This is a genomic window from Chitinophaga sp. RAB17 (assembly GCF_052114225.1).
GTDB lineage: Bacteria > Bacteroidota > Bacteroidia > Chitinophagales > Chitinophagaceae > Chitinophaga.
Genome location: NZ_JBFREI010000017.1, coordinates 14,818 through 39,423, shown reverse-complemented (window position 1 = coordinate 39,423; position 24,606 = coordinate 14,818). Strand labels below are relative to the sequence as shown.

Annotated in this window: 16 protein-coding genes; 6 read left to right on the top strand and 10 right to left on the bottom strand. The window is 46.3% G+C overall.

Annotated elements, in window-relative coordinates:
* The first annotated feature begins 33 nt into the window (after positions 1–33).
* The 4 genes from AB4Z08_RS32930 to AB4Z08_RS32915 all read left to right on the top strand — a co-directional run bounded on the left by AB4Z08_RS32930 (position 34) and on the right by AB4Z08_RS32915 (position 7,936).
* On the top strand, positions 34–1,182 hold the full coding sequence (locus AB4Z08_RS32930; RefSeq protein ID WP_441578042.1) for a FecR family protein: 1,149 nt from the start codon (positions 34–36) through the stop codon (positions 1,180–1,182).
* A 113-nt stretch (positions 1,183–1,295) separates the two neighbouring features.
* Positions 1,296–4,691 carry a TonB-dependent receptor gene (locus tag AB4Z08_RS32925; RefSeq protein WP_441578041.1) on the top strand — a complete coding sequence of 1,132 codons (3,396 nt, stop codon included), beginning with the start codon at positions 1,296–1,298 and terminating at the stop codon, positions 4,689–4,691.
* Between the two features lie 20 nt (positions 4,692–4,711).
* Entirely contained in the window at positions 4,712–6,367 is a 1,656-nt protein-coding gene (locus AB4Z08_RS32920; protein WP_441578040.1) for a RagB/SusD family nutrient uptake outer membrane protein, read from the top strand.
* Positions 6,368–6,403: 36 nt separating this feature from the next.
* Positions 6,404–7,936, top strand: a complete 1,533-nt coding sequence (locus tag AB4Z08_RS32915) for a sulfatase family protein (protein WP_441578039.1) — start codon at positions 6,404–6,406, stop codon at positions 7,934–7,936.
* Positions 7,937–8,022: 86 nt separating this feature from the next.
* On the opposite strand, the gene AB4Z08_RS32910 is transcribed toward AB4Z08_RS32915, so the two are convergent.
* Positions 8,023–9,039 carry a DUF3500 domain-containing protein gene (locus AB4Z08_RS32910; RefSeq protein ID WP_441578038.1) on the bottom strand — a complete coding sequence of 339 codons (1,017 nt, stop codon included), beginning with the start codon at positions 9,037–9,039 and terminating at the stop codon, positions 8,023–8,025.
* Between the two features lie 135 nt (positions 9,040–9,174).
* Between AB4Z08_RS32910 and AB4Z08_RS32905 the strand changes: the two genes are divergently transcribed.
* Both AB4Z08_RS32905 and AB4Z08_RS32900 read left to right on the top strand, forming a co-directional pair.
* Positions 9,175–10,641 (top strand): patatin-like phospholipase family protein, encoded by a 1,467-nt coding sequence (locus AB4Z08_RS32905; protein ID WP_441578037.1) that lies wholly within the window; start codon positions 9,175–9,177, stop codon positions 10,639–10,641.
* Between the two features lie 9 nt (positions 10,642–10,650).
* Positions 10,651–11,322 carry a hypothetical protein gene (locus AB4Z08_RS32900; RefSeq protein ID WP_441578036.1) on the top strand — a complete coding sequence of 224 codons (672 nt, stop codon included), beginning with the start codon at positions 10,651–10,653 and terminating at the stop codon, positions 11,320–11,322.
* Here the strand turns inward: AB4Z08_RS32900 and AB4Z08_RS32895 are convergent.
* The 9 genes from AB4Z08_RS32895 to AB4Z08_RS32855 all read right to left on the bottom strand — a co-directional run bounded on the left by AB4Z08_RS32895 (position 11,309) and on the right by AB4Z08_RS32855 (position 24,552).
* Positions 11,309–12,145, bottom strand: coding sequence for a universal stress protein (locus AB4Z08_RS32895; RefSeq protein ID WP_441578035.1), 837 nt, complete (start codon positions 12,143–12,145; stop codon positions 11,309–11,311). The two genes, AB4Z08_RS32900 and AB4Z08_RS32895, sit on opposite strands and share 14 nt — an antisense overlap.
* A gap of 122 nt (positions 12,146–12,267) precedes the next feature.
* Positions 12,268–13,374 carry a redoxin domain-containing protein gene (locus AB4Z08_RS32890; protein WP_441578034.1) on the bottom strand — a complete coding sequence of 369 codons (1,107 nt, stop codon included), beginning with the start codon at positions 13,372–13,374 and terminating at the stop codon, positions 12,268–12,270.
* A gap of 25 nt (positions 13,375–13,399) precedes the next feature.
* Entirely contained in the window at positions 13,400–15,961 is a 2,562-nt protein-coding gene (locus tag AB4Z08_RS32885) for a M1 family aminopeptidase (protein WP_441578033.1), read from the bottom strand.
* Between the two features lie 36 nt (positions 15,962–15,997).
* On the bottom strand, positions 15,998–17,410 hold the full coding sequence (locus AB4Z08_RS32880) for a peroxiredoxin family protein (protein WP_441578032.1): 1,413 nt from the start codon (positions 17,408–17,410) through the stop codon (positions 15,998–16,000).
* A gap of 68 nt (positions 17,411–17,478) precedes the next feature.
* Positions 17,479–17,913: a TlpA disulfide reductase family protein gene (locus AB4Z08_RS32875; protein ID WP_441578031.1), complete on the bottom strand. Its 435-nt coding sequence runs from the start codon at positions 17,911–17,913 to the stop codon at positions 17,479–17,481.
* Between the two features lie 16 nt (positions 17,914–17,929).
* Entirely contained in the window at positions 17,930–18,547 is a 618-nt protein-coding gene (locus tag AB4Z08_RS32870) for a TlpA family protein disulfide reductase (protein ID WP_441578030.1), read from the bottom strand.
* A gap of 11 nt (positions 18,548–18,558) precedes the next feature.
* Entirely contained in the window at positions 18,559–19,437 is an 879-nt protein-coding gene (locus tag AB4Z08_RS32865) for a hypothetical protein (protein ID WP_441578029.1), read from the bottom strand.
* 31 nt (positions 19,438–19,468) lie between these two features.
* Complete coding sequence (locus AB4Z08_RS32860) at positions 19,469–20,965, bottom strand: RagB/SusD family nutrient uptake outer membrane protein (protein WP_441578028.1); 1,497 nt, start codon at positions 20,963–20,965, stop codon at positions 19,469–19,471.
* A 23-nt stretch (positions 20,966–20,988) separates the two neighbouring features.
* Positions 20,989–24,552, bottom strand: a complete 3,564-nt coding sequence (locus tag AB4Z08_RS32855; RefSeq protein WP_441578027.1) for a SusC/RagA family TonB-linked outer membrane protein — start codon at positions 24,550–24,552, stop codon at positions 20,989–20,991.
* Between the last annotated feature and the right edge of the window lie 54 nt (positions 24,553–24,606).

The following is a 24,606-nucleotide window of genomic DNA, read 5'->3' as shown; positions in this document are numbered from 1 at the left end:
ATTTGTCCATAGTATGGAGAAAGACATTTTACCATGGACCAGCAGCAGCTGCAGGAACTTTTTGAACGATACTATAACCAAACGGCCACGCCGGAGGAAACCGCCGCCCTCATGGCATTGATCGATCAGACCCCGGAGGAAAAACTTGCGGAACTCATCCGGGAACAGGGAGCAAAATTATCCGTGGCAGACCCGGTGATTCCTCCCAATGTAGCCCGGAATATCCTGCAAAATATATTGCAGCAAGACCGCCGTCCGCTGCGCAGGTTCTCCGCATGGCATTACGCCGGCGCCGCCGCTGCCGCCATTTTGCTGCTCGTGGGTATCTCCTGGCTCATGTCCGGCAAACATCCTGCACCGGTGGTAAAAACACCCGTTGCAGACATTGCGCCTGGTAAAGAAAACGCCACATTGACCCTCGGCGATGCCACGGTGATAGGATTGGATACTGCCTCCAACGGATTGCTCTCTCAACAGGGCAATACCGCTGTTCAACTCGTCAATGGAAAACTGATTTACTCCGGCAACACTGCTAACACCGCTGTTACCTATAATACCATTACCACCGGCAGAGGAAATCACTATAGCATGGTGCTGTCGGATGGCACTAAAGTATGGCTCAACTCCGCATCCTCCCTGCGTTTCCCGGTAGCTTTTTCGGGCAGTGAACGACTGGTAGCAGTTACGGGAGAAGTATACTTTGAAGTGGCCCCCGATGCCCACCATCCATTCCAGGTACAAATGCCCCATAAAGGAACCATCACGGTATTGGGCACTCACTTTAATGTGCACGCATATGAAGATGAAGCAGACATCACCACCACCCTGCTGGAAGGCGCCGTCAGCATCCGGAAAGGCAGTCAGCAACAATTGCTGAGCCCCGGACAACAGGCAGTAATCAGTGAGCTGGCCGGCATCAGTGTTCGTAAACAGGTAGACCTCGCCCAGATAATGGCCTGGAAAGAAGGCTACTTCTGGTTCAATGATACCAATATCTATGCGTTGATGAAACAAATTGCCCGGTGGTATGATGTGGAAGTACGCTTTGAAGGAAACATCACAGAAGACGGCTTCTCCGGAAAAATATCCAGAGACGTACCACTATCAAGGGTACTACAGATTTTAGAATTGAATGGAGTACATTTTAAAATAACAGGAAGACAAATTACCGTTATGCCATAAACAACCATCCGCCAAAAAGAAAGCCGGCAGTGTTCCCGCACTACCGGCCGTATTCAGGTAAGTTCAAACTAGTCGCTTAACTACTTATTATCTCACCTAAACCAAACAAATTTATGCTTTTAGGAGCTAAGTTCACTCCCCCCTTCCTGAAAAGGCCGGGAATCACCAAAATCATACTGGCCATGAGGCTTGCAGTCGTTTTACAACTGGCACTCTGTTTACAAATCAGCGCCAAAACGTATTCACAGAAAATTTCTATCTCCACCTCCCATGCCCCCTTAAAAACGGTGCTGCATGAAATTGAGGTACAGAGCGGATACCAGTTTTTCTTTAAAGAGAAAGTATTAAAACTGGCCGGAACAGTAGACGCACATTTTACCAATGCCGATATCAGGGATGTATTGAACCAGTGCCTGAAACCTAAAGGACTCACGTATGATATCGTGGACAAAATAGTGGTAATCCGGGAAGCCCCGGTAGCCGCTCCGGCAGCAGGTACAGCATTATCAGCACCCTTATCAGAACTAAAAGGTATCATCAAAGATGAGCAGGGCGTTCCACTGCCCGGCGCCAGCATCCGGCTGAAAGGAACTGCCAGGGGTACTTCTACCAATGCAGAAGGACAATTCACCCTGAGCCTTCCGGACAATAACGCTACGCTGGAAGTATCGTTTGTAGGATACGAAACGCAGGAGGTACCCGTGAATGGCCAATCTTCCATTACCATTATCCTGAAGCGCAGGGAAATTAAGGGAGATGAAATTGTGGTGGTGGGCTACGGGACACAAAAGAAATCACAACTGATCGGATCTGTGTCGCAGATCAGCAGCAAGGAAATAAATAACAGACCTGTAACACAACTTTCCCAGGCACTCACCGGACAAATGCCAGGTGTGACAGTCATACAACGCTCCGGGCAACCTGGCACCGGCAATAACATACAAATCAGGGGAGTGGGCTCCTTCGGCGCCTCTTCGGATGCCCTCATACTGGTAGATGGTATTCCCACCGCATCGTATAATGACATTGATCCCAACGATGTGGAAAGTATCTCTGTACTGAAAGATGCATCTTCCGCCGCTATCTATGGCGCCAGAGCAGCCAATGGCGTAATCCTGATCACCACCAAAACAGGCAACGCCAAAAAGCTCCGCATCAGTTTGAATAGTTACGTAGGTCAGCAAAAAATTACATCTACTCCTAAATTTGTCAATTCCTGGGAATATGCAACCCTCATGAATGAAGCCCAGCCCGGATCTTATACGGGGGAACAAATTCAGAAATTCAAAGACGGCAGCGATCCGGATAATTATCCCAACGTAAACTATTTTGACGCTTCATTAAAAAAGAATTTCCTGCAAACAGGTCATAACCTTTCTCTCTCTAACGGGAACGACAAAACGCAGTACCTCATTTCTGCCGGTTTCCTCGACCAGGATGGTGTGGTAAAAGGCAATAATTATAAAAGATACAATGCGCGGCTGAATCTGGAAACTAAAATCAACGACCGGCTCAAACTCAATACCCGTTTTTCGATGATACAGTCCAACCGGCAGGAACCAAATACCCCGGCTACACTGGACGCCACCGGCATGCAGGATATCATTTCCAATGTAATCAGATATACTCCCAATTACCCTATCCGTATGAGTAATGGCGACTGGGGAGTGGGTAATGTAAACAAAGGCAACCCGGTTGCCTGGCTGAACAGTGGTGCTTTTTATAATAACCGCAGTACTGATTTAAATGGTAATCTCCGGCTGGACTGGTTTGTGATAACTGATCTGAAGTTGTCGCTCATCGGCGGATACACCCAGTCACAGACACAGGATAAAACATTCCTGGCTACACAACGTATCAATGACAATATTTTCCTGGGCCCTTCCAACCTTTCACAGGGCTCCGGTTTTTCCAGTTATAAAACTATTCAGGCAACGGCCGACTACCATAAACAAATCGCCAGACATGAAATCGCGGTGTTAGGAGGCTATTCTTTTGAAAGCACGCACTACGAAGACCTGACTGCCGCAAGAAATAATCTGCCCAGCAATGACCTGACAGTACTGGGCCTGGGAGATCCCGGCACCCAGACCAACAATAGCTCCGCCACCGAATATGCACTCAAATCCTTCTTTGGCAGGTTCCAGTATAACTATAACCGGAAATACCTCTTTGAAGCAAATATGCGTTATGATGGCTCTTCCCGTTTTCCGAAAAATGATAAATATGCCTTTTTCCCATCGATGGCTGCCGGCTGGCGTATATCCGAAGAGAATTTCATCAAAGACCGTTTTCATTGGTTAAATGAACTGAAGTTGAAAGCCTCTTATGGTACACTCGGTAACCAAAACCTGGGAAGCAACTATCCCTATCAGAATATATTGGTAACCGGTTTTAACTACCCTATCGGTAATGTGGTCGCTCCCGGCGCAGTTAGAACCACCATCAATGATTCTACCATCCACTGGGAATCTACCCGTACCAAAGATCTCGGGTTGGAAGCTGCTTTCTTCCAGCAAAAACTGGCCATCAGCATTTCTTATTTCGACCGGTATACCTATGATATCCTGGTCAGTCCTACTACCAGCGTTTCAGGGGTATTAGGCGCTTCTGTAGGACAACAAAATTCCGGTAAACTAAAAAATACCGGATGGGAATTTACCGCTACCCATCGCAACAGCATTGGAAAATTCAATTATAATGTAGGCGCCAACTTCAGCATAATTAATAATAAAGTGCTGGACCTGGGCGTAGGTAATATCCATCAGGCCAATGGGCTGACTGGCAACGGCAGCACGCTGTTTGTGGGTTACCCGATGAGCCTCTACTACGGCTACGAAACAGATGGTCTGTTTACAGATGCCGCCGATGTTGCCGCCTGGAAAGCCAACAACGATATGACGGCTATCAGTCCTAATCCCAAACCTGGCGATATCCGCTACAAAGATATCAGCGGACCCGATGGAAAACCAGACGGCAAAGTGACCGCCGACTACGACCGCAAAGTACTGGGCTCCACTATTCCTAAATATACCTACGGCATTACTTTAGGTGGCAGCTATAAAGGCTTCGATCTGAATGTACTGTTGCAGGGTGTTTCCGGTGTAAACGGCTACCTGAATAATTATGCCGGATGGGCCTTTTATCAGAATGGTAATGTGCAGCGCTGGCAGATGGACGAAAGATGGACGGCAGATAATCCTAATCCACAGGCCAAATATCCCCGCCTGGAACTCATCTCCAACCAGGGTACCGCTAATACCCTCACCTCTTCTTACTGGGTACTGAATGGTTCCTATCTCCGGTTAAAAAACATACAGATAGGTTATAGTTTTCCAAAGGACCTGTTGCGCAGGGCTAATATAGAAGGCTTGCGTTTAAGTCTCGGTGCAGAAAACATCTACACATGGAGCAACTACCGCGCTGGCTGGGATCCCGAAGTAAATACCGGTGGCGCCTACTACCCTATCCTGGCGAATTACACCCTGGGACTGAATCTTAATTTTTAATGCTTGCAACATCTGAAAAAATGACGAAACAATCTTCTGCTCTATATAAATATCTTTTCCTGGTATTGCTATCCGGCGTCGGCAGCATATCCTGTAAAAAAGAACTGAATAAATCACCACTGAATAATTATTCCAATGATGCCTTCTGGACCAGCGAACAAAATGCGACGCTGGCGCTGACAGGCGTGTATCGTGGTAATATACAGATGCAAAAAGCCGCTGAATTCAGTGCCACCGACTGGTGGTCGTACTATGGCTTGCTGTTTATAGAATTAGCTACCGACAATGCATATGACCGGCGTGGCGACAACTCAGTGATCAATCGCCTTGGAAATGGCACCATGACAGCGGATCTGGTCATACTAGGCGAATACTGGAATGCCAGCTATATTCGTATTGGCCGCTGTAATTATTTCATGGAAAATGTAGGCAAAACACCTGTGAGCCAGGACAAATTAAAACGGATGACAGCAGAAGCCAGGTTCCTGCGCGCGTGTACTTATTTTTATATGTCGCAATACTGGAAAGATGTGCCCCTGGTGACCAAAACCCTTTCATTACAGGAAGCCAATACGGTCAGCAAAGCCACCAAAGCACAGGTAGTGGAATTCGTAATCAATGAACTCAACGCTGCCATCACTGATTTGCCACAGTACAAAGATATACCGGCATCAGAACGGGGCCGTGCCAGCAAACAGGCGGCCCTGGCTTTTCTTGGCAGACTCCAGTTATCTGAAAAGAAATATGCAGCTGCTGCCGCTACCTATAAAAAAATCATCGACTTCAACGATAACAGCATCGATGCTAATTTTCAGAGTCTCTTTAACGGCACCAACGAAAACAGCAAAGAAATTATTTTCGCTACGCAGTACCTGCAGGATCTTTCACCTAATGCGATGCTGCAACATATTTACCCGGCTACTGCCGGTGGATGGCATCTGTATTGCCCACTCGGCAGCCTCGTGGAATCGTATGAGTTTAAAGATGGTACGCCTTTTTCTTTTACCGATCCGAAATACAATCCGGCAGATGTAACCGCCAACCGCGACCCGAGACTGAAGTTTACCGTGTTGTATAATAACCAGCCTTTCAAAAATATCCGTTATGTGACTCATCCGGATAGTACCAGGTCACCGGATCAGCTGTCTACCACCAAACAGGCCACCCGCACAGGTTTTGGCATGGGTAAATTTAGCTACGAAGGTTTCGCCGGCGGCGATCTTCAAAATTCCGGCATCGACCTGCCCATTATCCGCTATGCAGAAGTATTGCTCAGTTACCTTGAAGCCAAACTGGAAGCCGGCGATGGTATTGATCAGGGTTTGCTGGATGCTACCATTAATAAAATAAGAACCCGGCCTGGTGTAAACATGCCGGCCATCACCGTTACCGATATCACTACCCTGCGTACCATATTGCGCCGCGAAAGAAGAAATGAGCTGGCACTGGAAGGCATCCGCTACTGGGATCTGCTCAGATGGGGCGTGGCGGCACAGGTATTAAAAGGCGACTTTTATGGCGCACCATTTCCTGGTGCGGTGAACCTGCGCAAAAATGGCACTACTGTTGATCCTTACAGTCGCTGGTATGTAACCACTAAAGCTTTCAGGGCAGTCACCGATGAAAAATGGCCGATCCCACAAAGAGAAACCAATATCAATCCAAATCTGAAGTAACTTGTGACGTTCAAATAATTCCGTAAACATTAACTGATGATATATTCTTCCTTCATTAAAAAAATCAGCAGTGGCCTTTTATGCGGGCTATTGACATTAACTGCTGCCGCACAGCAAAAGCCCAATATTATTATCATCTACGCAGATGATCTGGGCTATGGTGATGTAAGCTGTTATGGGATGAAAAAAATTAAGACTCCTAACATCGACAAACTGGCCAAACAGGGTGTACGTTTCAGCAATGCATATGCTACTTCGGCTACGTGTACGCCTTCCCGTTTTGGTATCCTGACCGGTAAATATCCATGGCGGCAAAAAAATACCGGTATAGCACCGGGAGATGCTTCTCTCATCATTCCTACCGATCACCGGACATTGCCAGGCATGCTGAAAGATGCCGGCTACCAGACCGCTGCCATAGGTAAATGGCACCTGGGACTGGGCACCCGGGAAGGGATCGACTGGAACAAATCCATTCAGCCGGGTCCACTGGAAGTAGGCTTTACCTATTCTTTTATTATGCCGGCCACCCTGGATCGGGTGCCCTGTGTATTTGTAGAAAATCACAATGTAGTGAATGCTGATCCGAACGATCCTATTACCGTTAACTATCAGCATAAAATAGGTACAGATCCTACCGGTCTGGAAAATCCGGAAAAGCTGCGCATGCATCCGGATCCTCATCAGGGACATAACCAAACAATCGTCGACAGCATCAGCCGCATCGGCTGGATGAGTGGCGGCAACAGCGCCCGCTGGAAAGATGCCGACATTGCCGGCACCATTACGCAGAAAGCCATTGGCTTCATCAGCAAGAATAAACAAACACCTTTCTTCCTGTATTTCGCCAGCGGCGATATCCATGTGCCCCGTTATCCGCATAGCCAGTTCCGTGGTAAAAGCGGTATGGGCCTCCGCGGCGATGCTATTCTGCAGCTGGATTGGACGGTAGGACAAATCGTAAAAGCACTGGACAGCCTGGGGCTCACCAAAAACACCATGATCATCTTTTCCAGTGATAATGGCCCCGTACTCAACGATGGCTATATAGATCAGGCAGTGGAACTGGTGGGTACACATCAACCTGCAGGCCCTTTGCGTGGTGGTAAATACAGCGCTTTTGAAGCGGGTGCCAGGGTACCCTTTATTGTAAAATGGCCCGAAGGTGTGAAAGGAAACAACACTTCCAATACGCTCATCAGTCAACTGGACCTGTTTGCCTCTTTTGCCCGCTTAACCGGACAATCACTGCAACCTGATGAGGCACCCGATAGTTTTGATATGCTGGATCAACTGCTGGGTAAGTCACGCAACAACCGCCCTTACCTGGTAACACATGCCGGCACCTTATCACTTATTTCCGGAGACTGGAAATACATGGCCCCTTCTAAAGGAGCAAAGTTAGACCGCGCCGTAAATATTGAATTAGGTAATGATCCCGCACCACAACTCTATCACTTGAGTGCAGATGTTCATGAACAAAAAAACGTGGCGGAGCAGTATCCCGACAAAGTAAAAGCACTGGCGGCTCAACTGGAAGAAATAAAAAGTAAACCACAGCGTCGCTGATAAATCGAAGCGGAAAGCAAAAAGCTATTGTCGCGAATAATCACTCGCCACAATAGCTTTTTGCTTTCCGCTTTCCGCCTTCTGCCTCACTCATGCGCCGCTTTATAATGTTCCAGCAACAGATCGCCTCCAAAATCATTTTTAAGATCCCGTACCACTGTATGAATATGATTGGCATTATTCTGTGTGTTATCATATTCAATAATCAGTGTAGGTCCCTGAATCCGGTAGTAGTAAGGTTTGCCCAACGCATGTTCCTGGCTGCCCGCCCACGTAAAATATAAACTGTCCAGGCCGGCCTGCTGAATATCTTTCAGCATATTATCTGCAAACAACTTCGTGAACCGGTGTACGTAAAGGCTGATCAAACCCAGCAACAACTGCTGATGGGCCGGGCTTAACTCCCCATAGCGGATACCGTTAGGATGTGCAATCATAGCTTGTCTGCTGGCGCCAGTAATAATTTCCGCCGGTGCGGTAGTGGCTATCACCGTTTTTTGTATTTCTTCGGGAGATAAGGACCGCAGCAAGGCAAACCCCTGCTCCGTTTCTGCTTTCAATACCTGCTTATCTTTCTGAGGTCCTTCCAGCACAATGGCGGGATTGGCGCCAAGAAAACCGGGTGTTCCGGCTACCAGTTCATTTTTATCTGCAGAAAAATTAAAAGCAACATGATGGCCTTCAAATCGCCAACCCCACACAGTATGGGCAGCCGGCACACCAAAAATGGTAAGGAAATATTTGCCCGGATCCCGGTAATGATCACTTTCCTGCCGGTGCTCCAGCTCTTTCAGCACCAGGTCCAGCTGCATAATATCGTTTACTTTTTTCACCGTTTCCCCGCTCAGCGTAGTGCTCAATAACGCAAAGAGGGCCTTACGCTGGGCCGCATTCAATTCATTTACAGAAATACCTTTACGATCGTCCCGTGGTACATAGCTGAAATGATATCGTTCTCCTGTATCAAAAGGATAAAGCGTTTGTGCCTGTTGCTCCTTGCTGAGCAGATGAATGAACGCATTGGCTTTACTAACCATCTCCTGCGCGTGAATGGGCGTCAGGAAAAGCAGGCCAATGGCAACTAACAGGAAAGACCGGTACATATGCGGACGGTTTGGATAACGTGGAAATACGGAATATCCCTCAATATACTCGTTAAACCGGGAATATGCAACCACCACCCTACCCGGGAATTAAAAAAATGACTAATTTAGAAGTCTACCCCTTAACATCATCTTATGTCCCCTAAAAATGCCGGCGCCAAAGCCAAACTTACTACTGATGATTTTATCAATGACAACAGGGTAAAAGCGGACCTGGAAAATTTAAAGAAAAGCTTTGACCCCGCCAGTGGCGGCAGGCCCTTTGTGGTATCGGATGTAGTAGATGCAGCCGGGAATCAGTATGTAAACCTGGTACAAAAAGGTGGTGGTGTATTCGGGATTGCCCTCGTAGGATACACTTACATACTGGAAGAAATGGGGATCCGTTTTCTGCGGCTGGCCGGTACCAGTGCAGGCGCTATCAACACAGCTCTGCTTACTGTCATTAAAAACAAGCAGGATAAAAAGTCAAAAGAAGTGCTGCAGGCCATCTGTGAACTCGATTTCTTTTCGCTGGTAGACGGGCACCCTGCTGCCCGCTGGCTGATCCGAAAATTTATTACCAAAAAAGATTTTGTTGGTAAAGCCAAAAACTGGCTGCTATTCGTACTGGGATTTTTCGGATTGCTGATAATAGCAGATGTGGTGCTGATAGGGCTACGCAGCAAATTCCCGGTTCTCTCTGCCTGGGCGGGTGCCATCTTTATCCTGAGCGGCTTCTGGTCGCTGCTGATCGCTATTGGTGGATCCTATATCATCAACCTGTTCAAGCGACTGAAGAATTCCGGATTTGGGGTTAATCCCGGCGATGTTTTTTACGACTGGATCAAAAAACTGCTATTCCAGAACGGTGTGGTTACGGTCAGCGATCTGAATCAAAAAGCGGCTATCTGCCCCAAGCTATCTCTGAGAGTATATAACGAGAGTGGCGTTGATGATTTAAAAGGCGACGTGACCTTCATCACCTCTGAACTCGTGACGCAGAACAAGATCCAGTTCCCTGCCATGTGCAGCCTTTTTGCTACAGATATAGATACGATGCAGCCAGCAGGATTTATCCGCGCATCAATGTCCATCCCTGTCTTTTTTGAGTCATACATGATCAATAACATCCCGTACAACGATGACCGGATCAAAGCGGCCTGGCAAAGCTTTTTTCATAATAGCTGCCCTCCTGCCAATGCAAGATTTGTAGACGGCGGTATTCTGTCCAATTTCCCGATCAGCATTTTTTATAATGCCAATATCCCCGTTCCCCGCCTCCCTTCTTTCGGTATAGACCTGGACGACAGTAAGCCGGGAGATAAAGGAGAAAACGCCTTCAACTGGTCGCTTACCGGCTACCTCGGGCGCATGTTCAATACCATCCGCAATTATTACGATAAAGACTTCCTCTTGAAAAATGAGGTATATCAGAAAGGGGTCGGTAAAGTGGATCTCTCGGATGATAAATACAACTGGCTCAACTTTTTCCTGTCTGACCAGGATAAAATAGACATGTTTGCCATGGGCGCTCATGCCGCCTGCGACTTCCTCCAAAAATTTGACTGGAGTACTTACAAAGACAAACGGGAAGCATTACAAAAGCAACTCACCAAATAACAACCAAACATGGAAACACTCATCAACGATGCCTGGTGCTGGTTATGCATTTCAATGGGACTGTTGCTGCTCACTACTTTTGTCATGATGCAGCAGAGCCGGGAGTTTTATACCATGGATGTGGTGATCCGCAGATTTAGTATCCTCGACCTGGAGTTCCCCGGTTCGCGATATGAAATACCGGCGCTTGTCAAAGGCGTATACGCGTTGCCGGTAGAGCAACGATCTAAAACCTTATCAGCTTTACGCGGGCAATTATGGACAGATTTCCTGTTTATGCCCGCCGCATATGGCAGTATATTCCTGGTATGTATAAAAGTAGCAGAGAAAATGAATCCTGCCGGGACCACCCTGTTCGAATGGCTGGCATGGCTGCAGTTGTTGCCCTGGCTATGCGACATCATAGAAAATATTTACCTGCTCCGCAAAACGGGCCCTAACGTTCCCGCCTCAACGGAAATAGTACATAAAGCTTATCAGTGGCTGGAAATAACAAAGTGGGGAATTTCATCGATTGGCATGGTATGCGGATTATCCGCCTTGTTGTTTTTCTGGGTAACCGGAGATTTTGACCCCGCCTCTCTACATTACCTGCTGATAATGGCTGCCGAAGCTGGCGTGTTCATTGGATTACTGTTTGTGGCCAAACCGGTTAAGGCGCCCTCCCCTATTTCAGGATGATGACCGGCACTTTCGCGGCGCGGCAAATGGCGTCAGAAATACTTTTATGTGTGAGGGAATACAGAAAACTGCGTTTACCCGGTAAGGCGATAATGAGCTGCACATCATTGGTAGCGGTGAAATTGATGATGCTGCTGAGAATATCCTTATCGTTCCGGTAGTACAATTCGTGTTTAAAATTTTTCAGGTATTCGTGCAGGTGAAGCTCATCTTCCCTGAACTGGTCATCCGGACGAATATAATGTTCCTCCGGGTCTACATTCAGCACCATTAAACGGGTAGCTGCCCACACCGGGGAAGCCTTTAATTCATTCAGTTTGTCAAGGGTATGCAGGGCATTGAAATCTGCAGGCACCAACGCATTTTTTACCGGTTGATAGGTAAATCCTGCAGGGACCACCATCACCCTGATGGGACTGGCTTTAGCGATCGGGATAATATTGCGGGAAATAAGGCTGTCTGCATTGCCACGATCACTGCCCAGCATCACCATATCCGGTGTTTCTTCATGGATGATTTCTATTACCGCCCTTAATAAAGGCAGTTCACTGATCGCTATTTCTACCCTAACATCTGCTGCATCCTTTATTTTTCGCGACAGCGCTCCCAGGTGATCCATGGCTTCTTCCCGATGACTTTCCATAAAATCATGGCTCACCGCACCATATTCCGCCGCCATCACAATATCACTGAAAACATTTTGGTAGAAAGTTTTGAGCAGAATCACCCGCTTATACTCATAGCGCTGACTCCAGGCCGCAGCGAAGTGGATGGTTTCCTCTGAAGTAGTGCTAAAATCAACCGGTACGAGTAATGTTTTCATAACTGTTTTTTTTAGTCGTGATCCTACAAACAAATATATCATTTTCAGGAGGATTACACATCAAAAGAGACCGTTTTACAACGGTCTCTTTTATAACAGGATATCAATTGGAGGATATATTGCTACTTCAACAAATCGGTCAGTAACTGGTCCAGTTCATCACCTGCCGCAACACCTACCCTGATCACTTTACCACTGGGATCAATCAACACAGCAGCGGGGATGGCCTTCACACCATAGGCTTTTGTCACCGGGCTATCTTCTGCCTGTAAGTCGCTGATCTGTGGCCACACCATTTTATCTTCTGCAACAGCCTGCAACCATTTCGTTTTGTCTTTGTCCAGGGATACGGAAACAACTGTAAAATTTTTGTTCTTATATTTTTCGTAGACAGCAGCTAATCCTGGTGTAGCCGCTCTGCATGGTTTGCACCAGCTGGCCCAGAAATCGAGCAATACATATTTACCTTTAAAATCAGCCAGCGATACGGCTTTGCCACCGGCATCCGGCATCGTAAAAGCAGGTGCATCTTTGCCTTTTAAATTTATAATTCCGCCGGTAAAGTCGGCCATCATTTTCCTGATCGTAAACGTATTTTTAGCATCCGGCCCTAATTTATCAATGATATTCATTACATCTCTCTTTGGAAGAGCAGACAGGTAAGAGTTTACCAGGTAGGAACATACACCGGAGTTAGGATGACTGTTGATCCATTTCAGGCTGGCATCTACTTCTCTTTGGTTCAAGGCCATCAGCGCTACATTTGCTTCCTGTGCGGCTTCAGCATCTCCAATCTGGCTCGCAGCGGCCATTTTATTAGCAAGGGCATCCTTCTGTGCACCCAACGTATCGCCATCGAGGATATTTTTAGAGATATCTACCCAATCTGCTACAAAGGGGCTGCCGGTCAATACTGCATCCTTAAAATAAGGCCCTTTACCTGTGATGTTCATTTTACCTGCTTCCAGGTAAAGTACAGTACCATGTTGGTCATTCCCATCATTACCTACCTGCATAATGTAGGTAGAGCCACCATCTTTCATATCTACGTCAAAATGGAAAGCTCCGTTGGCGACTACTGCTTTATCCACCGTATTGGTCAACGGACCCCATAAAACTACCGTATCGCCATTTGGCAATCCCGGAATTTTTACGTTAAGATCCAGGCGCTTTTGGGCATTGGCCCCAAAAGCTACACACAGGCTAAGCCCTAACATTATTTTTTTCATATAGCTTGTTTTAAATGATTTATGGTTAATGACGTAATTCCAATTTATTCAGCACCAGGCTTTCTTCTGCTTCTTCATAAAATTTGATGATCAGCTGACGGGGTAAAGTCATCCCCTCCTGTGGCTGATAACCGGAAAACTCCAGCTTTGTGCAGAAAGGAGTTTCCGCTGGCTTATTGCCACATTCTTCCTGTATTTTATAACCAGTCACCACATCGTAATAGTAGTTCCACTTTGCCCCTGCAGGTGCAGTAACGCTCACTACATAGGCGTTCATGCCATTGATGTGAATGGTCGAGTCGCTTAATACCGTATGATATCTTTTTTCAAAAAAATGCAGCTCAGGAATAACAGCAACGGACATACGTAACTCCTCTTCCTGCTGTGCATTCAGTCCTGCAGCGGCTCCCAGCCGCTCGCTGCTAATGCTGCTGTCCGTCACCACCACGCCGCGTAGCTGCAGGTTCAGATTACTCAGGGTAATCGTCATAAGATTCTGACCAGCGGCAGTATTATTCTTTGCAAATACATACTGACCACCAACCGGTGATGCGTACGTCAACGCGGCAATATTCATCTGCCGCAGGCGCTCTTCACCACCAATAGCCAGCAAATAACGGGCAATGACATTTGAAGCATTTATGTCCTTTCCGATAGATAATTTTGCACCACTACCTTTCCATTCATTATTACTGCGGTCAGTATCCGGAATCACTTTTAGCGGATCAATGATCACCGCAGTGACAGGAGAAACCGATGCATAATGAAAAGTATGTGTACGACCCAATTGCCAGATCTGTGCAGGAAAGTGCAGCGTATGTGCGGTACCGTTAAACTCGCGAATCAGTACGTTTACCGGCATCACCATATCTCCTTTATTCTCTACTGTAATATCCACGCCCTTTGACGGATCATTGTTTACATATATCACTTGCTTTACCGCCTGATCTGATTTCCAGTCCGTCAGGAACCAGCTGCGCCAGAACCAGCTGAGATCCTCTCCTGTGCCGTTTTCTATGGCACGGAAAAAATCATCAGGAGTAGGATGTTTAAAAGACCAGTCCTTTATGAATGCGCGGAAAGCAGGATCAAAACGTGCGGGACCTATTACGTCATTACGTAACAGCGACAGCGCTACTGAAGGCTTCACATACATGACCATGGCCATACTCTGCGTTGTTACAGATGCCGCAGGCGTATTCAACGGTTGTATACTTTTTTTGGCCGACAGCCATTCAATAGCACTCTCCATTTGAAAGGCTGCCTCTCCTTTCAGAGAATCACAGTTAATGAGATTGATGAAAGTGTTCAACCCTTCACACATCCAGCCATGCCGGCTATCAGCAGCAATCAACATGTTAAACCAGGTGTGGCCGAGCTCATGATTGGATTTAGTCCACACATTGTTACCGAAGCCAGTGTTTTTGTAATGTAATATGGATACTGCCGGGGAGGCAATACCTGTAACGGAACCGCCAATATTAACCCAGGTGTTGTAAGGATAAGGCGCCCATAAGCCGGAATACGTTTCCACCATGCGTTTCATTTGACCCACGATGGGCTTCCATTCGGGATTGCTTTCCGGTGGGTATAGTGCCATCGCCAGCATTTGTTTTCCTGCAGGCAGGTTTACTTTCACTGCATCCCATGCAAAGGCCGCAGATGCTGCCCACATACCGTCTCCGGCATTGTCGATATGAAAACGCCATGTTTTTTGTCCGGGCAATGCTGTCACTTTCTTCGCTTCTGCTTCAGTGATGATATGTACTACCGTATCACTTTTCCATGCCTGCTGATACCGCTTTAATACCGTTGGCGGCAGTACCGCTTCCGGATTCATCAGTTGACCGGTGCCTTGTACCGTTAATCCCGCTGGCAGGGTGATGTTTATATCCAGGGTACCCGGTTCTACATAATAGCCGCCAACAAATACATTCCAGCCTTGTATATCATCATACACCGCCACTCTTGGAAACAACCCTGCAAACTGAAATACTTTTCCGTGTGCAGCATCCAGGATACCGAAGTAATCCGATCCGTTGAAAGGCAATGTAAAATCATAGGCTACTTCCACTACGGCTTTATCACCGGGCTTTAATGGCGCCGGCAGCACTACTTTTACATAAGTGTCTGTAATATCATAGACTGCTTTTTTCAATGGCTGTCCTGCTACTCCTGCCTGTAGCTGATGGATACGGCATCCGTCTGTATATTCCTGCACGCCGAAACGACTGCCGGCAGGAGGCGTTAAAAGCGCGGTACGCGAATCTTTACGGAAGCGGTTTTGTGTCACCGTCAGCCATACGTAGGTTAGCGTAACCGGGCTGTTGTTCGTATAAGTAATCGTGGCTTTTCCTTCTATTTTCCGTGTAAGGGTATCGAAAGAAGCCGTTACGTTGTAGTCAGCGCGATTCTGCCAGTATTGCGTACCTGGTTTCCCATCCGCCGTGCGGCTGTTATTGCCGGACGGACGGACCAATGGCGCAAAGACTTCGTCTATGTTTACCCCTTCATTTTTCGTTTGTGCAATACCGTTATAAAAGCAACAGCATCCCACTATCAACAGCGTTGAAATTTTACTGAACAAGCGTATTAATTTATTAGAATAGAAAAAGAAGAAACCTTAGTTTTTCATTTTATAACAATTCGCAATCCTTTGTGGAAATGCGGGATCTGTTGGATACCCGAGGTTACCGTTTCTTATTTTTCCATTTTCATCAATGGCAATCCAGCGGGTAACTCCTGTGAGGCAGTAGCGTTCTACAAATTGTTTGCATTGTTCCTCTGTTCTGTCGCTGGAAAGGAATAAGTTATGTTCTCCCGCGATTTGTTTCGTTACGGAGAACTCCTTCCAATAGTCCACTGCATCGGGGCTTTCCCAGCCAATGGTTAAGAACACGATGTCGTTTTTATCTTTATAGGAATCTTTGATCTTATTGTAGGTAGGCAGTGAAGCTACACAGCCGCTGCACCAGGTAGCCCAGATGTCGATGATCACTACTTTACCTTTAAAATCAGACAGGCGTACAATATCTCCCTGATCATTTTTCAATGCAAAGTTAAAAGCGGGTTCACCCACTTCCAGCTGGTGATAAGCTTTGTACAGCGAATCTATGGTGTGTTTGGCGGGCGCATCTTTACTCAGTCCACTGGCTGCGTTGAATAAACTTTTCAACTTTTGCGTGAAGCAATTTGTTCTGGCTTCTCCGAGGATCAATATGGTGGCCAATGATCCTTTTACCAGTTCACTTTTTGCCCGCATCATCACTTCCGGTAGTTTAAAGTCGTCCGTGAGTGTGGAGTCCTGCATTTTCCTGGCAAACCACCAGAGGTTTACCGCCTGTTGTGCAAGTCCGTTATCACCAAATCCGGAAAATGCCGGTGTGGCAATATCAAAACCCTGCAAGCACCAGTCACCATAAGCTTTTAGTGGCAATAAATTTTTATGGGAATACTGGAAGGTAAACTTCAGGAGTAATAACTTCGTTTGCTCGTATGCGTTAATAAGTGCAATGTTTTCATTATCGGCTATTTTAGCACGGGAGATTCCTTCTTTTACCTGTTGTGAGCGGGCTGTAATAAAAGCATCTACCTGTTCTACGGTATTGATGTCAGCACCTATAGTATACAAACTATCTATCAGGTACGGCAGTCCTTGTCTGGCAGCATCTTTTCCGGTCCAGGAAGCGGAAAACTGATTTGGCAGGGCTTTACCATCTTTATATTTAGGCGATAAAGCCATTTGTACATTGTCACCGGTATTTACCAGTATAGGGTAATTACCGACATAAACAATTTGCTTGCCTGCTTCTACCGACCGGGTAAAAGCTGCTACCGGTTTATCTTTCGCTACAAAAAAAGTTTCTGTCTTATATGCTGTCAGTCCCTTATTTCCTAAACGGTTGAATTGCATCAGGCCCAGATACTCCGGGGTAATCCCCACCTTTACATTCAGGGAAGTAGTGGCAACCGGGTTGCCGGCAAATACGCCGATGCTGCCGAACAGCATCGCTGTTAAAAGTGGGAATGATCTCATGGTCAAGTATGATAGTTTAAATAAAGGCAACTGGAAAGACAGAAAGGGTGAAGCCCTGTGTTATTTTTTTATGACTTATTTGTTTGCAGCAGAGTGGCTATTTTATTTTTGATAACCTCCAGTTCGGCAGCATCCAATGTCTGGCTTAGATGGACAATACGGCCGTTGCGGTCTATCAGCATCACTTTCGTTAAACTGCCATTCTCTTTTACAAAACGTTTAAATATTTTTCCACCAGGGTCCAATACCAGTGGGTAGGTAATATTCATGTCTTTTGCAAACTTACGCACCGTAGCTGCCGGCTCATCGAAATCGATACCAAATACCTGCATACCTTGTGGCTGATATACTTTCCAGATATCATTTTCCAGGTGCGGCATGAGTTTGCGACAATAGGAACACCAGGTGGCAGTGAATTCCAGCAGGGTTACTTTTCCCCGAAGCTCACCGGTAGTCACTTTCTTTCCATCTATTACAGACAGCGTCACATCAGCAGGCAGCAAGTCACCTTCCCTTACTTTATAATCCCAGTATGGTTCGTGGCTGGCTACGTCTATGCGTTCCCTGTTGCAGTCGCCACATGTTAAAAAAGCTGGCAAAAGCGGTGTCAGGAATAGAGGAAGATAAAACATCTCCCTTTCTGCCTATGATCACTGTACGGGGAAGACTGGTAATTTTATAGTCTTTCAGAAAGGCTGCACCTGCGGCATCTGTTGTGTTGGAGGGCAATGTTATTTCCACGCAGTTTGGCATTGAAGGTTGTTTTACTTTCGGCTCTCTGCTGCCGGAGATCACTAAAAAAACGATACTGGCATCCTGTTGGTTGTCACCTGCGGCTTTGTATAACTCATGAAGCTGGGCTACACTTTTCTCATTGCCGCCATTCCAGCAGTGTATTACCACCATTTTCCCTTTGAAATCTTCCAGTGTTACTTTCTTTCCATTTACATCATGGAGCGTAAAAGTGGGTGCAGTGCTGCCGAACGCCAGCTCATCCGGTTCTTCTGCCAACTGCAACAGCGGTGAGCTGGGAATAAAATCAGCCTTCGATGTTTGCGCTACAGCCGATTCCGCAGCTATCAGCGTACACCCTAAAAATGTGATGACGGTGAGGAGTTGTTTATTGAAATAATTCATACATCTGATTTTTAAGGATGATTACCGATTGCCTGTAAGTCTACGCCATAGGTATTTTGGAAGAAACGGATGACCACATCATATTTAAGCTTTATCAACCCCTTCACATCGTATGCGGGACTTAAAATAGTAGCATCAAGTTCGGCTTTGGTATGGCCGGTAATCGCACAAACATAACAGGTAAAATCCCACTTTACATTCCTTCTTGACGGAGCCAGGTCGCCTACACTTTCTATAATGCCATTTGCACGTTCCCTGCCAACGACCTCATTATATGTCGGCGGCATATATTTCATAAATGCTGCGGGAACATCCATAGCACCACTTTGTATGGCCTGCTCCATATAAGACCTATGCATAAACCCACGGAGCTCCTTCAGTCGCGCGGGAGATTGCTGCAGCAATGTACTGTCTGCCCATCCAATGGCCAGCATGTTCCCGGAGGCACAAAAGCCTGTTAAAGATCTGATAAGAGGGGTAGGCCTTGTATCATCCACCAGGCTGAAAGTATCAATGGCAGCCGCCAGTATAACCTTAAACGGAATTGTCTTCTTTAGAAAACTTTCCGGGTAAAAATCCAGGCATTGGGACTTAAAATAGTCGAGCGTATTTTTGATGTAAGCAGGATTCGCTTCCGTTCCTCTTACTGTCAGGTAGCGGGAATAATCATAGGTTAGATCTTTTTCGGTAAACCGGTACAATATATAGGAACCATATTTTTGATAGAACGCCACAATGGAATCGTCGTAGGGTTGATTCCCCTGAGGCAACTTATAAAAATCGGTGGGTTCACCGGCCACCAGTGGCGCTTCTTTATGACAGGATATAAATATGCATAATAGCAGCGGCAGACAGGCGACAATGACATTACGCGAAAAGGCAGTATACATAAAATATAATTTATGATTTGGCAGAAAAAAATCAGCGCGGCAACCGGTGGCTACCTAATTGCGGATTTTGTTTGAGCGACATATTTTTCAATAGTGTTTCATTGGGAATGGGAAGCACATATTGTGGATCCCGTCTACCCAACTCGTATTCGGCAGTAGTGTAAATACCGGGCGTAAAAATGTGTTTTATAGCCGGCATCCCGTATCTTCTCAGGTCAAACCAACGATGACCACATTCCCTGAATAATTCACGTCTGCGCTCTGTACGGCACTTTGTCAATAGCACATCCGCCGGTTGCTGGGTCCAGTTGGTAAAACTGTTTTTATCGATCCTTTTTGCCCGGAGTGTATTCAGACTTTTCAGCGCTTCTGCGGCGGCAGCAGCGTCTCCTTTGGTTTTATAGACCTGGATATAGGCCTCTGCGCGATTCAGATAAGCTTCTGAGCTGCGCCACGAAGAACCCAGATTTGCATACACTACCGGGCTTGGATAGCTCTTGAAATATATAAATGAAGACGCCACATAATCCTTTAAAAAGTCTGACGTAGGTACGTAATAGATACTACCTCTGAGGTCATTGGCCTCAAAGCAACTGGCCAGATCAGTGGAAATATCATATGCTGTTTCCGTTCCGTCCGGAAATGTTTCCCGCTGCTGTCCATAGCACCAGATGCTTTCCGGACTCTGTAGCCCCAACACCGGTTTTTCGTTTGGATCGATCACGGCTCCCCAATTATTCAGGTCTACTAACTGCGGATGATACGCCAGTACATAATCCGCATGAGCAATCGCCTTCTCCCAATTCTCCATGTATAAATACACACGGCTTGCCAGCAGGTGTGCCGCCACGTGATTGATACGATATAATGGCTGATCTACCCTTCCCTGTTCCAGCAAATTAATGGCACTGTCCAGGTCTGCTGTCACCTGCGCATATACCTCTTTTACAGAGCTCCTGGCAGGTAAATCTTCCGACAGATTTGCTGATAATCGCAATGGAATACCGGGGCTTTTGTCCGGAGTAGTGGTAGAGTCGTTATATGGTTTCGCATACAGGTTCACCAGCATAAAATGATAGAAAGCCCTGAGTGCAAAAGCTTCTCCTTTATACATGGCTTTTTCTGTAGCATTGCCAACGGAATTATCCATGTATTGCAATGCCACATTAACTCCCAAAAGCAGCTGATAATATGATTTCCATGAATTGAAAATTTTAGCATCCGGACTTCCGGCGGCCGTACATACATCAATAAAGTCCGGCTGCCATTGAAAAGCGCCTGCATTCCCAATAATGGTCCCCTGTGCATCGGCCAGCATAGGTCCGTTATAGCACTGGATATCATCATCCATCAGGTTTATATAGGGCTGCAGGTAAGTGGATGTGGTAGGATAACCATTTGTATATAAGATCTCTCCGAAATTTTTCGTTGTTTTTGGAATCACATCCGTTTGTGAGCGCTCTTCCAGAAACTTCTTGCATGAAATGGTGCTCAGTGCCAATAAAGTGATCACTATAATTTTCTTCATACTTCTTTTTTTAAATGTCAGTACTAAAAATTCAGGTTCATGTTAAACCCGTATTGCCTCGTAACGGGCAACGCAGTGGATCCCACACCATCAATTTCGGGGTCCTGTCCATTCAGCTTTTTGCTGGCGATGGTAAACAGATTACTGACAAAAAGCCCCGTAGTAAGCCCTTTTATGCCCGCCCGTTTGTAAAAAGCGGCTGGCACCATATAGTTAAACTGAATACCCCGGCAACGGAGAAAACTATTATTCACTACGCGTAAGTCTGAACGGTTATATGCCTGATATACATTCATTCCAAGTCCACTGGTAGTTAAACCAGCAGAAACATCCCTGATGGCCGGTACATTTGTATATTTCTCATCCCCTGGTTTGCGCCAGCGTTGAGAAAGTTCTTCCTTTACATTCGTAAAAGGAGTTGGTACACCATCTCCTGTCCGGTCTTCCATAAACAAAGGGTCCAGCCTTTTTTTACTCCCCAGGGCATAATAGAAATCGGCATTTACAGAAAAACTTTTATACCTGAACGCTGTCGAAAAACTTCCACTAAATACGGGGTGTAACTGACCGGAATAAACCAGGTAAGAAGCTAACGAATCTACCCGGTCTTTAAGATCCTGTTGATTAAATAATGGTAACCCGGTTGTTGGACTCAATCCTTTATAAGCATAGGAATAAAAGGCACTCACCGGCCTGCCGGGGACAAAAGCAGTTCCATCCAGGTAAGCGACATAGCTATTGGTGAAATCATGCTCCTGTATGGTATTAATGTTCCGGCTGTTCACAAAATTGAAGGAGAGGTTGGTAAATTTCCGGCGGATCACCTCCACCCGTACCTGCATCTCGATCCCCTGGTTTAAGAGCGTGCCTCCGTTTTTGTACATACTTTCCATCCCATACTCCTCAGCAATGTCCTTTTTCACGAGGAGGTCTTTACTTTTCTTGGCATAATAATCCACTGTAAGATTTACGCGGCTATTAAACAAAGAAAGATCTGCTCCGAAATTCCATTGATATGTTTTTTCCCAGCGCAAATCGGGGTAGGGTAAACTTTTGATGCCCAGAAAAGGGATGCCGGTAAGCGGATCAACCTGTCCGGTCGTAGGATACATAGCGATTAACTCCGGTCCCACTGAACTTACCACATTGCCCTGTGTACCGAAAGATGCCCGCAGATCCAGGCCACTGATCAATCTGCTGGTTTGAAGCCAATGCTCATTTGTTACATTCCATCTGGCGGAGAGCCCGAAGTTGGGTAAAAATTTGGCGTTGGAGTATTGACCAAATCTGTTAGACCCATCTGTTCTGAGGATGCCGCTTACTACATATTTGTTGTTAATACTGTAAACTGCTGTACTAAACATAGACAGCGTATTGGTGACGCCATTGGTAATACTATACCTGCTCAATTGCCGCCTGCTTAAATCAGTAGCAAAAAAGCTCTGACCCCGATCCGGAAAATATCCGGGTTCTGTGGAAGCCACGCCTTTCGCTTGCGTAGAAGTAATCTCATTTCCCAGTGTGACAATAAACTGATCACGTTCTTTAAAAAAGGATCGGTTATACTCCAGTATATTGCGTACAGACACCGTCATTGAATTTTGATTGGCCAGGCTGGCGAGGCCACCGTAAGGCAGATAGGAACCAGCCAACTGTAAATCCGTAGGTTTGAAATCCCAATCCCAGCCACGTTTTGCGCCTACATAGCTGCTCCCTTCATAAGCAGCCGTCATGGATTCTGATGCATCCAATGTAGCGCTGGTCGTATTTCTGAGAAACAACCCATCCGCAATTTTATAGCCCAATCCCAGATTGGCTATCAAAGACCGGGTACTGGCGTTATTTTCCGTCTGGGAGATTTCCCTCAGCATATTAAAAGTAATGGGCCCGGGAAACGGCTGTGTTGTGTAGGTACCAGCGAGTAACGGATACACATCATTTTCACTGGTAGCGCGATTAGTTTGCAACGCATAGGTTAATGGATTGATGCCATTAAAATAGCCTCCGGATTTATTGTAACCGCCGGTTAACCTGAAGTCCACCGCCAGCCGTTTACCCATTTCAGTATGAAGTGCTATGTTCGCTGTATACATCTTCCGGGTATCCAGTTGAGCCGCACCTTTACTATCCGTATAATTTAACGAAGCATAATAGGTTGTTTTTCCATTTCCACCACTCATATTAATGGCGTGTGTCATGTTGAATGAATTCCGGAATAATACTTTGAACCAGTCTGTATTCCTGGTTTCCAGGTTGTTCACCGCCTTTTTAAATTCCGCATTCGTAAGTTTATGGGCAAAGAAGGCCTGCAACAATCCTTCATAACTAACATCTTCCCTGAATCCGTTTGCAGCACTATTAAACAAAATTCCGTCGTCCAGCAATTGCTGTGAAAGCGCTACTCTTTGTTTGGAATTCATCAGCTGTAAATTGTTGTAAGAAGGACGTTGCTGAAAAGAAAAACTATTATTATAGCTCACCTGCATAGGTCCTGCCTTACCTCTTTTTGTGGTAACCACAATCACGCCATTAGCAGCACGGACCCCATAAATAGCAGTTGCGGCAGCATCTTTCAGAAAGGTGATGCTTTCCACATCGTAAGGATTTAATCCGCTGATAGCATTTCCTATCAGTGAAAAGTTGCCTCCCTGCGCATCTGAGACCACGTTATTTAACTGGGTTGCTGATATATCTACCGGATCAGGTCTTATCACATCATCTATTACCCATAAAGGGCTGGCGTTACCCACAAAGGTGGAGGTACCCCGCACACGGATAGTGGGCCGGGCGTTTACGCCACCTGAATTGTTGATGAGCATTAGTCCGGGCACTTTGCCCTGCAACATTTTATCGATGCTGGGCTGTCCCGGCTGTATCAATTCCGCCGCTGTCAGCTTAAATACCGAGGCGGTAGACATGCGGGCATCTATTTTCTGATAACCATTTACCACCACTTCCTGGATTGCCTGAGCGGCGGTATCCAGGACAATTTTCACAAACCCGGCATTTGCCTTAGACGTATATACGACTGGCTTCATACCCAGTAAGGACACACGTAATTGCTCCTTGTCCGTCACCATCATAGAAAAAACGCCGTCGCGGGTGGTCACCGTTCCGTCCTTTGAACCCAGCGCCTGTACGGTGGCGCCTTGCAAGGGTTCATTGTTCGAATTGGTGACCTGCCCGGTGACCAGGAAAGAAACGCTTATACTCACAGATTCTATAGGATTCTGCGGATAAATAACGATTCCTCCCAGATCCTCTGCAAAGTCCAGTCCTGTATTCAGGAGGATCTGTTTCAATAGCTGTTCCAGCGTACCTGTTTTCTGGTCCACTGTTACCAGCCCTTGCTTTCGGATCGCATCATTGTTGTAGGTGAAACGTACATTCGTGAGTGTACGTATTTCCTTTAATACCTTCGACAACGGTTGTTTACTGGCATGATACACGACCGGTTTGTTCAGGATGCCGGAATTCTGTCCTTTTGCTATATTCGAAATAACCAGCAAAAAGGACAGCAGCAATAAGCACATGGCATGGCCCTGCATACCCTTCCTGAATGAAGGTAAGCCCAACATTTTTTTCATTTTGGTTTGATATTAAAGATTTAAACTGCCTGCCCGCAGCTACGCATAAGTGTG

What these genes read in the sequence shown, in the direction of transcription:
- AB4Z08_RS32895 (WP_441578035.1), bottom strand. Translation starts at nt 12,145, where the DNA reads ATGAAAACATTACTCGTACCGGTTGATTTTAGCACTACTTCAGAGGAA.
- AB4Z08_RS32915 (WP_441578039.1), top strand. Translation starts at nt 6,404, where the DNA reads ATGATATATTCTTCCTTCATTAAAAAAATCAGCAGTGGCCTTTTATGC.
- AB4Z08_RS32860 (WP_441578028.1), bottom strand. Translation starts at nt 20,965, where the DNA reads ATGAAGAAAATTATAGTGATCACTTTATTGGCACTGAGCACCATTTCA.
- AB4Z08_RS32905 (WP_441578037.1), top strand. Translation starts at nt 9,175, where the DNA reads ATGTCCCCTAAAAATGCCGGCGCCAAAGCCAAACTTACTACTGATGAT.
- AB4Z08_RS32900 (WP_441578036.1), top strand. Translation starts at nt 10,651, where the DNA reads ATGGAAACACTCATCAACGATGCCTGGTGCTGGTTATGCATTTCAATG.
- AB4Z08_RS32925 (WP_441578041.1), top strand. Translation starts at nt 1,296, where the DNA reads ATGCTTTTAGGAGCTAAGTTCACTCCCCCCTTCCTGAAAAGGCCGGGA.
- AB4Z08_RS32870 (WP_441578030.1), bottom strand. Translation starts at nt 18,547, where the DNA reads ATGAATTATTTCAATAAACAACTCCTCACCGTCATCACATTTTTAGGG.
- AB4Z08_RS32930 (WP_441578042.1), top strand. Translation starts at nt 34, where the DNA reads ATGGACCAGCAGCAGCTGCAGGAACTTTTTGAACGATACTATAACCAA.
- AB4Z08_RS32920 (WP_441578040.1), top strand. Translation starts at nt 4,712, where the DNA reads ATGACGAAACAATCTTCTGCTCTATATAAATATCTTTTCCTGGTATTG.
- AB4Z08_RS32855 (WP_441578027.1), bottom strand. Translation starts at nt 24,552, where the DNA reads ATGAAAAAAATGTTGGGCTTACCTTCATTCAGGAAGGGTATGCAGGGC.
- AB4Z08_RS32910 (WP_441578038.1), bottom strand. Translation starts at nt 9,039, where the DNA reads ATGTACCGGTCTTTCCTGTTAGTTGCCATTGGCCTGCTTTTCCTGACG.
- AB4Z08_RS32880 (WP_441578032.1), bottom strand. Translation starts at nt 17,410, where the DNA reads ATGAGATCATTCCCACTTTTAACAGCGATGCTGTTCGGCAGCATCGGC.
- AB4Z08_RS32865 (WP_441578029.1), bottom strand. Translation starts at nt 19,437, where the DNA reads ATGTATACTGCCTTTTCGCGTAATGTCATTGTCGCCTGTCTGCCGCTG.
- AB4Z08_RS32890 (WP_441578034.1), bottom strand. Translation starts at nt 13,374, where the DNA reads ATGAAAAAAATAATGTTAGGGCTTAGCCTGTGTGTAGCTTTTGGGGCC.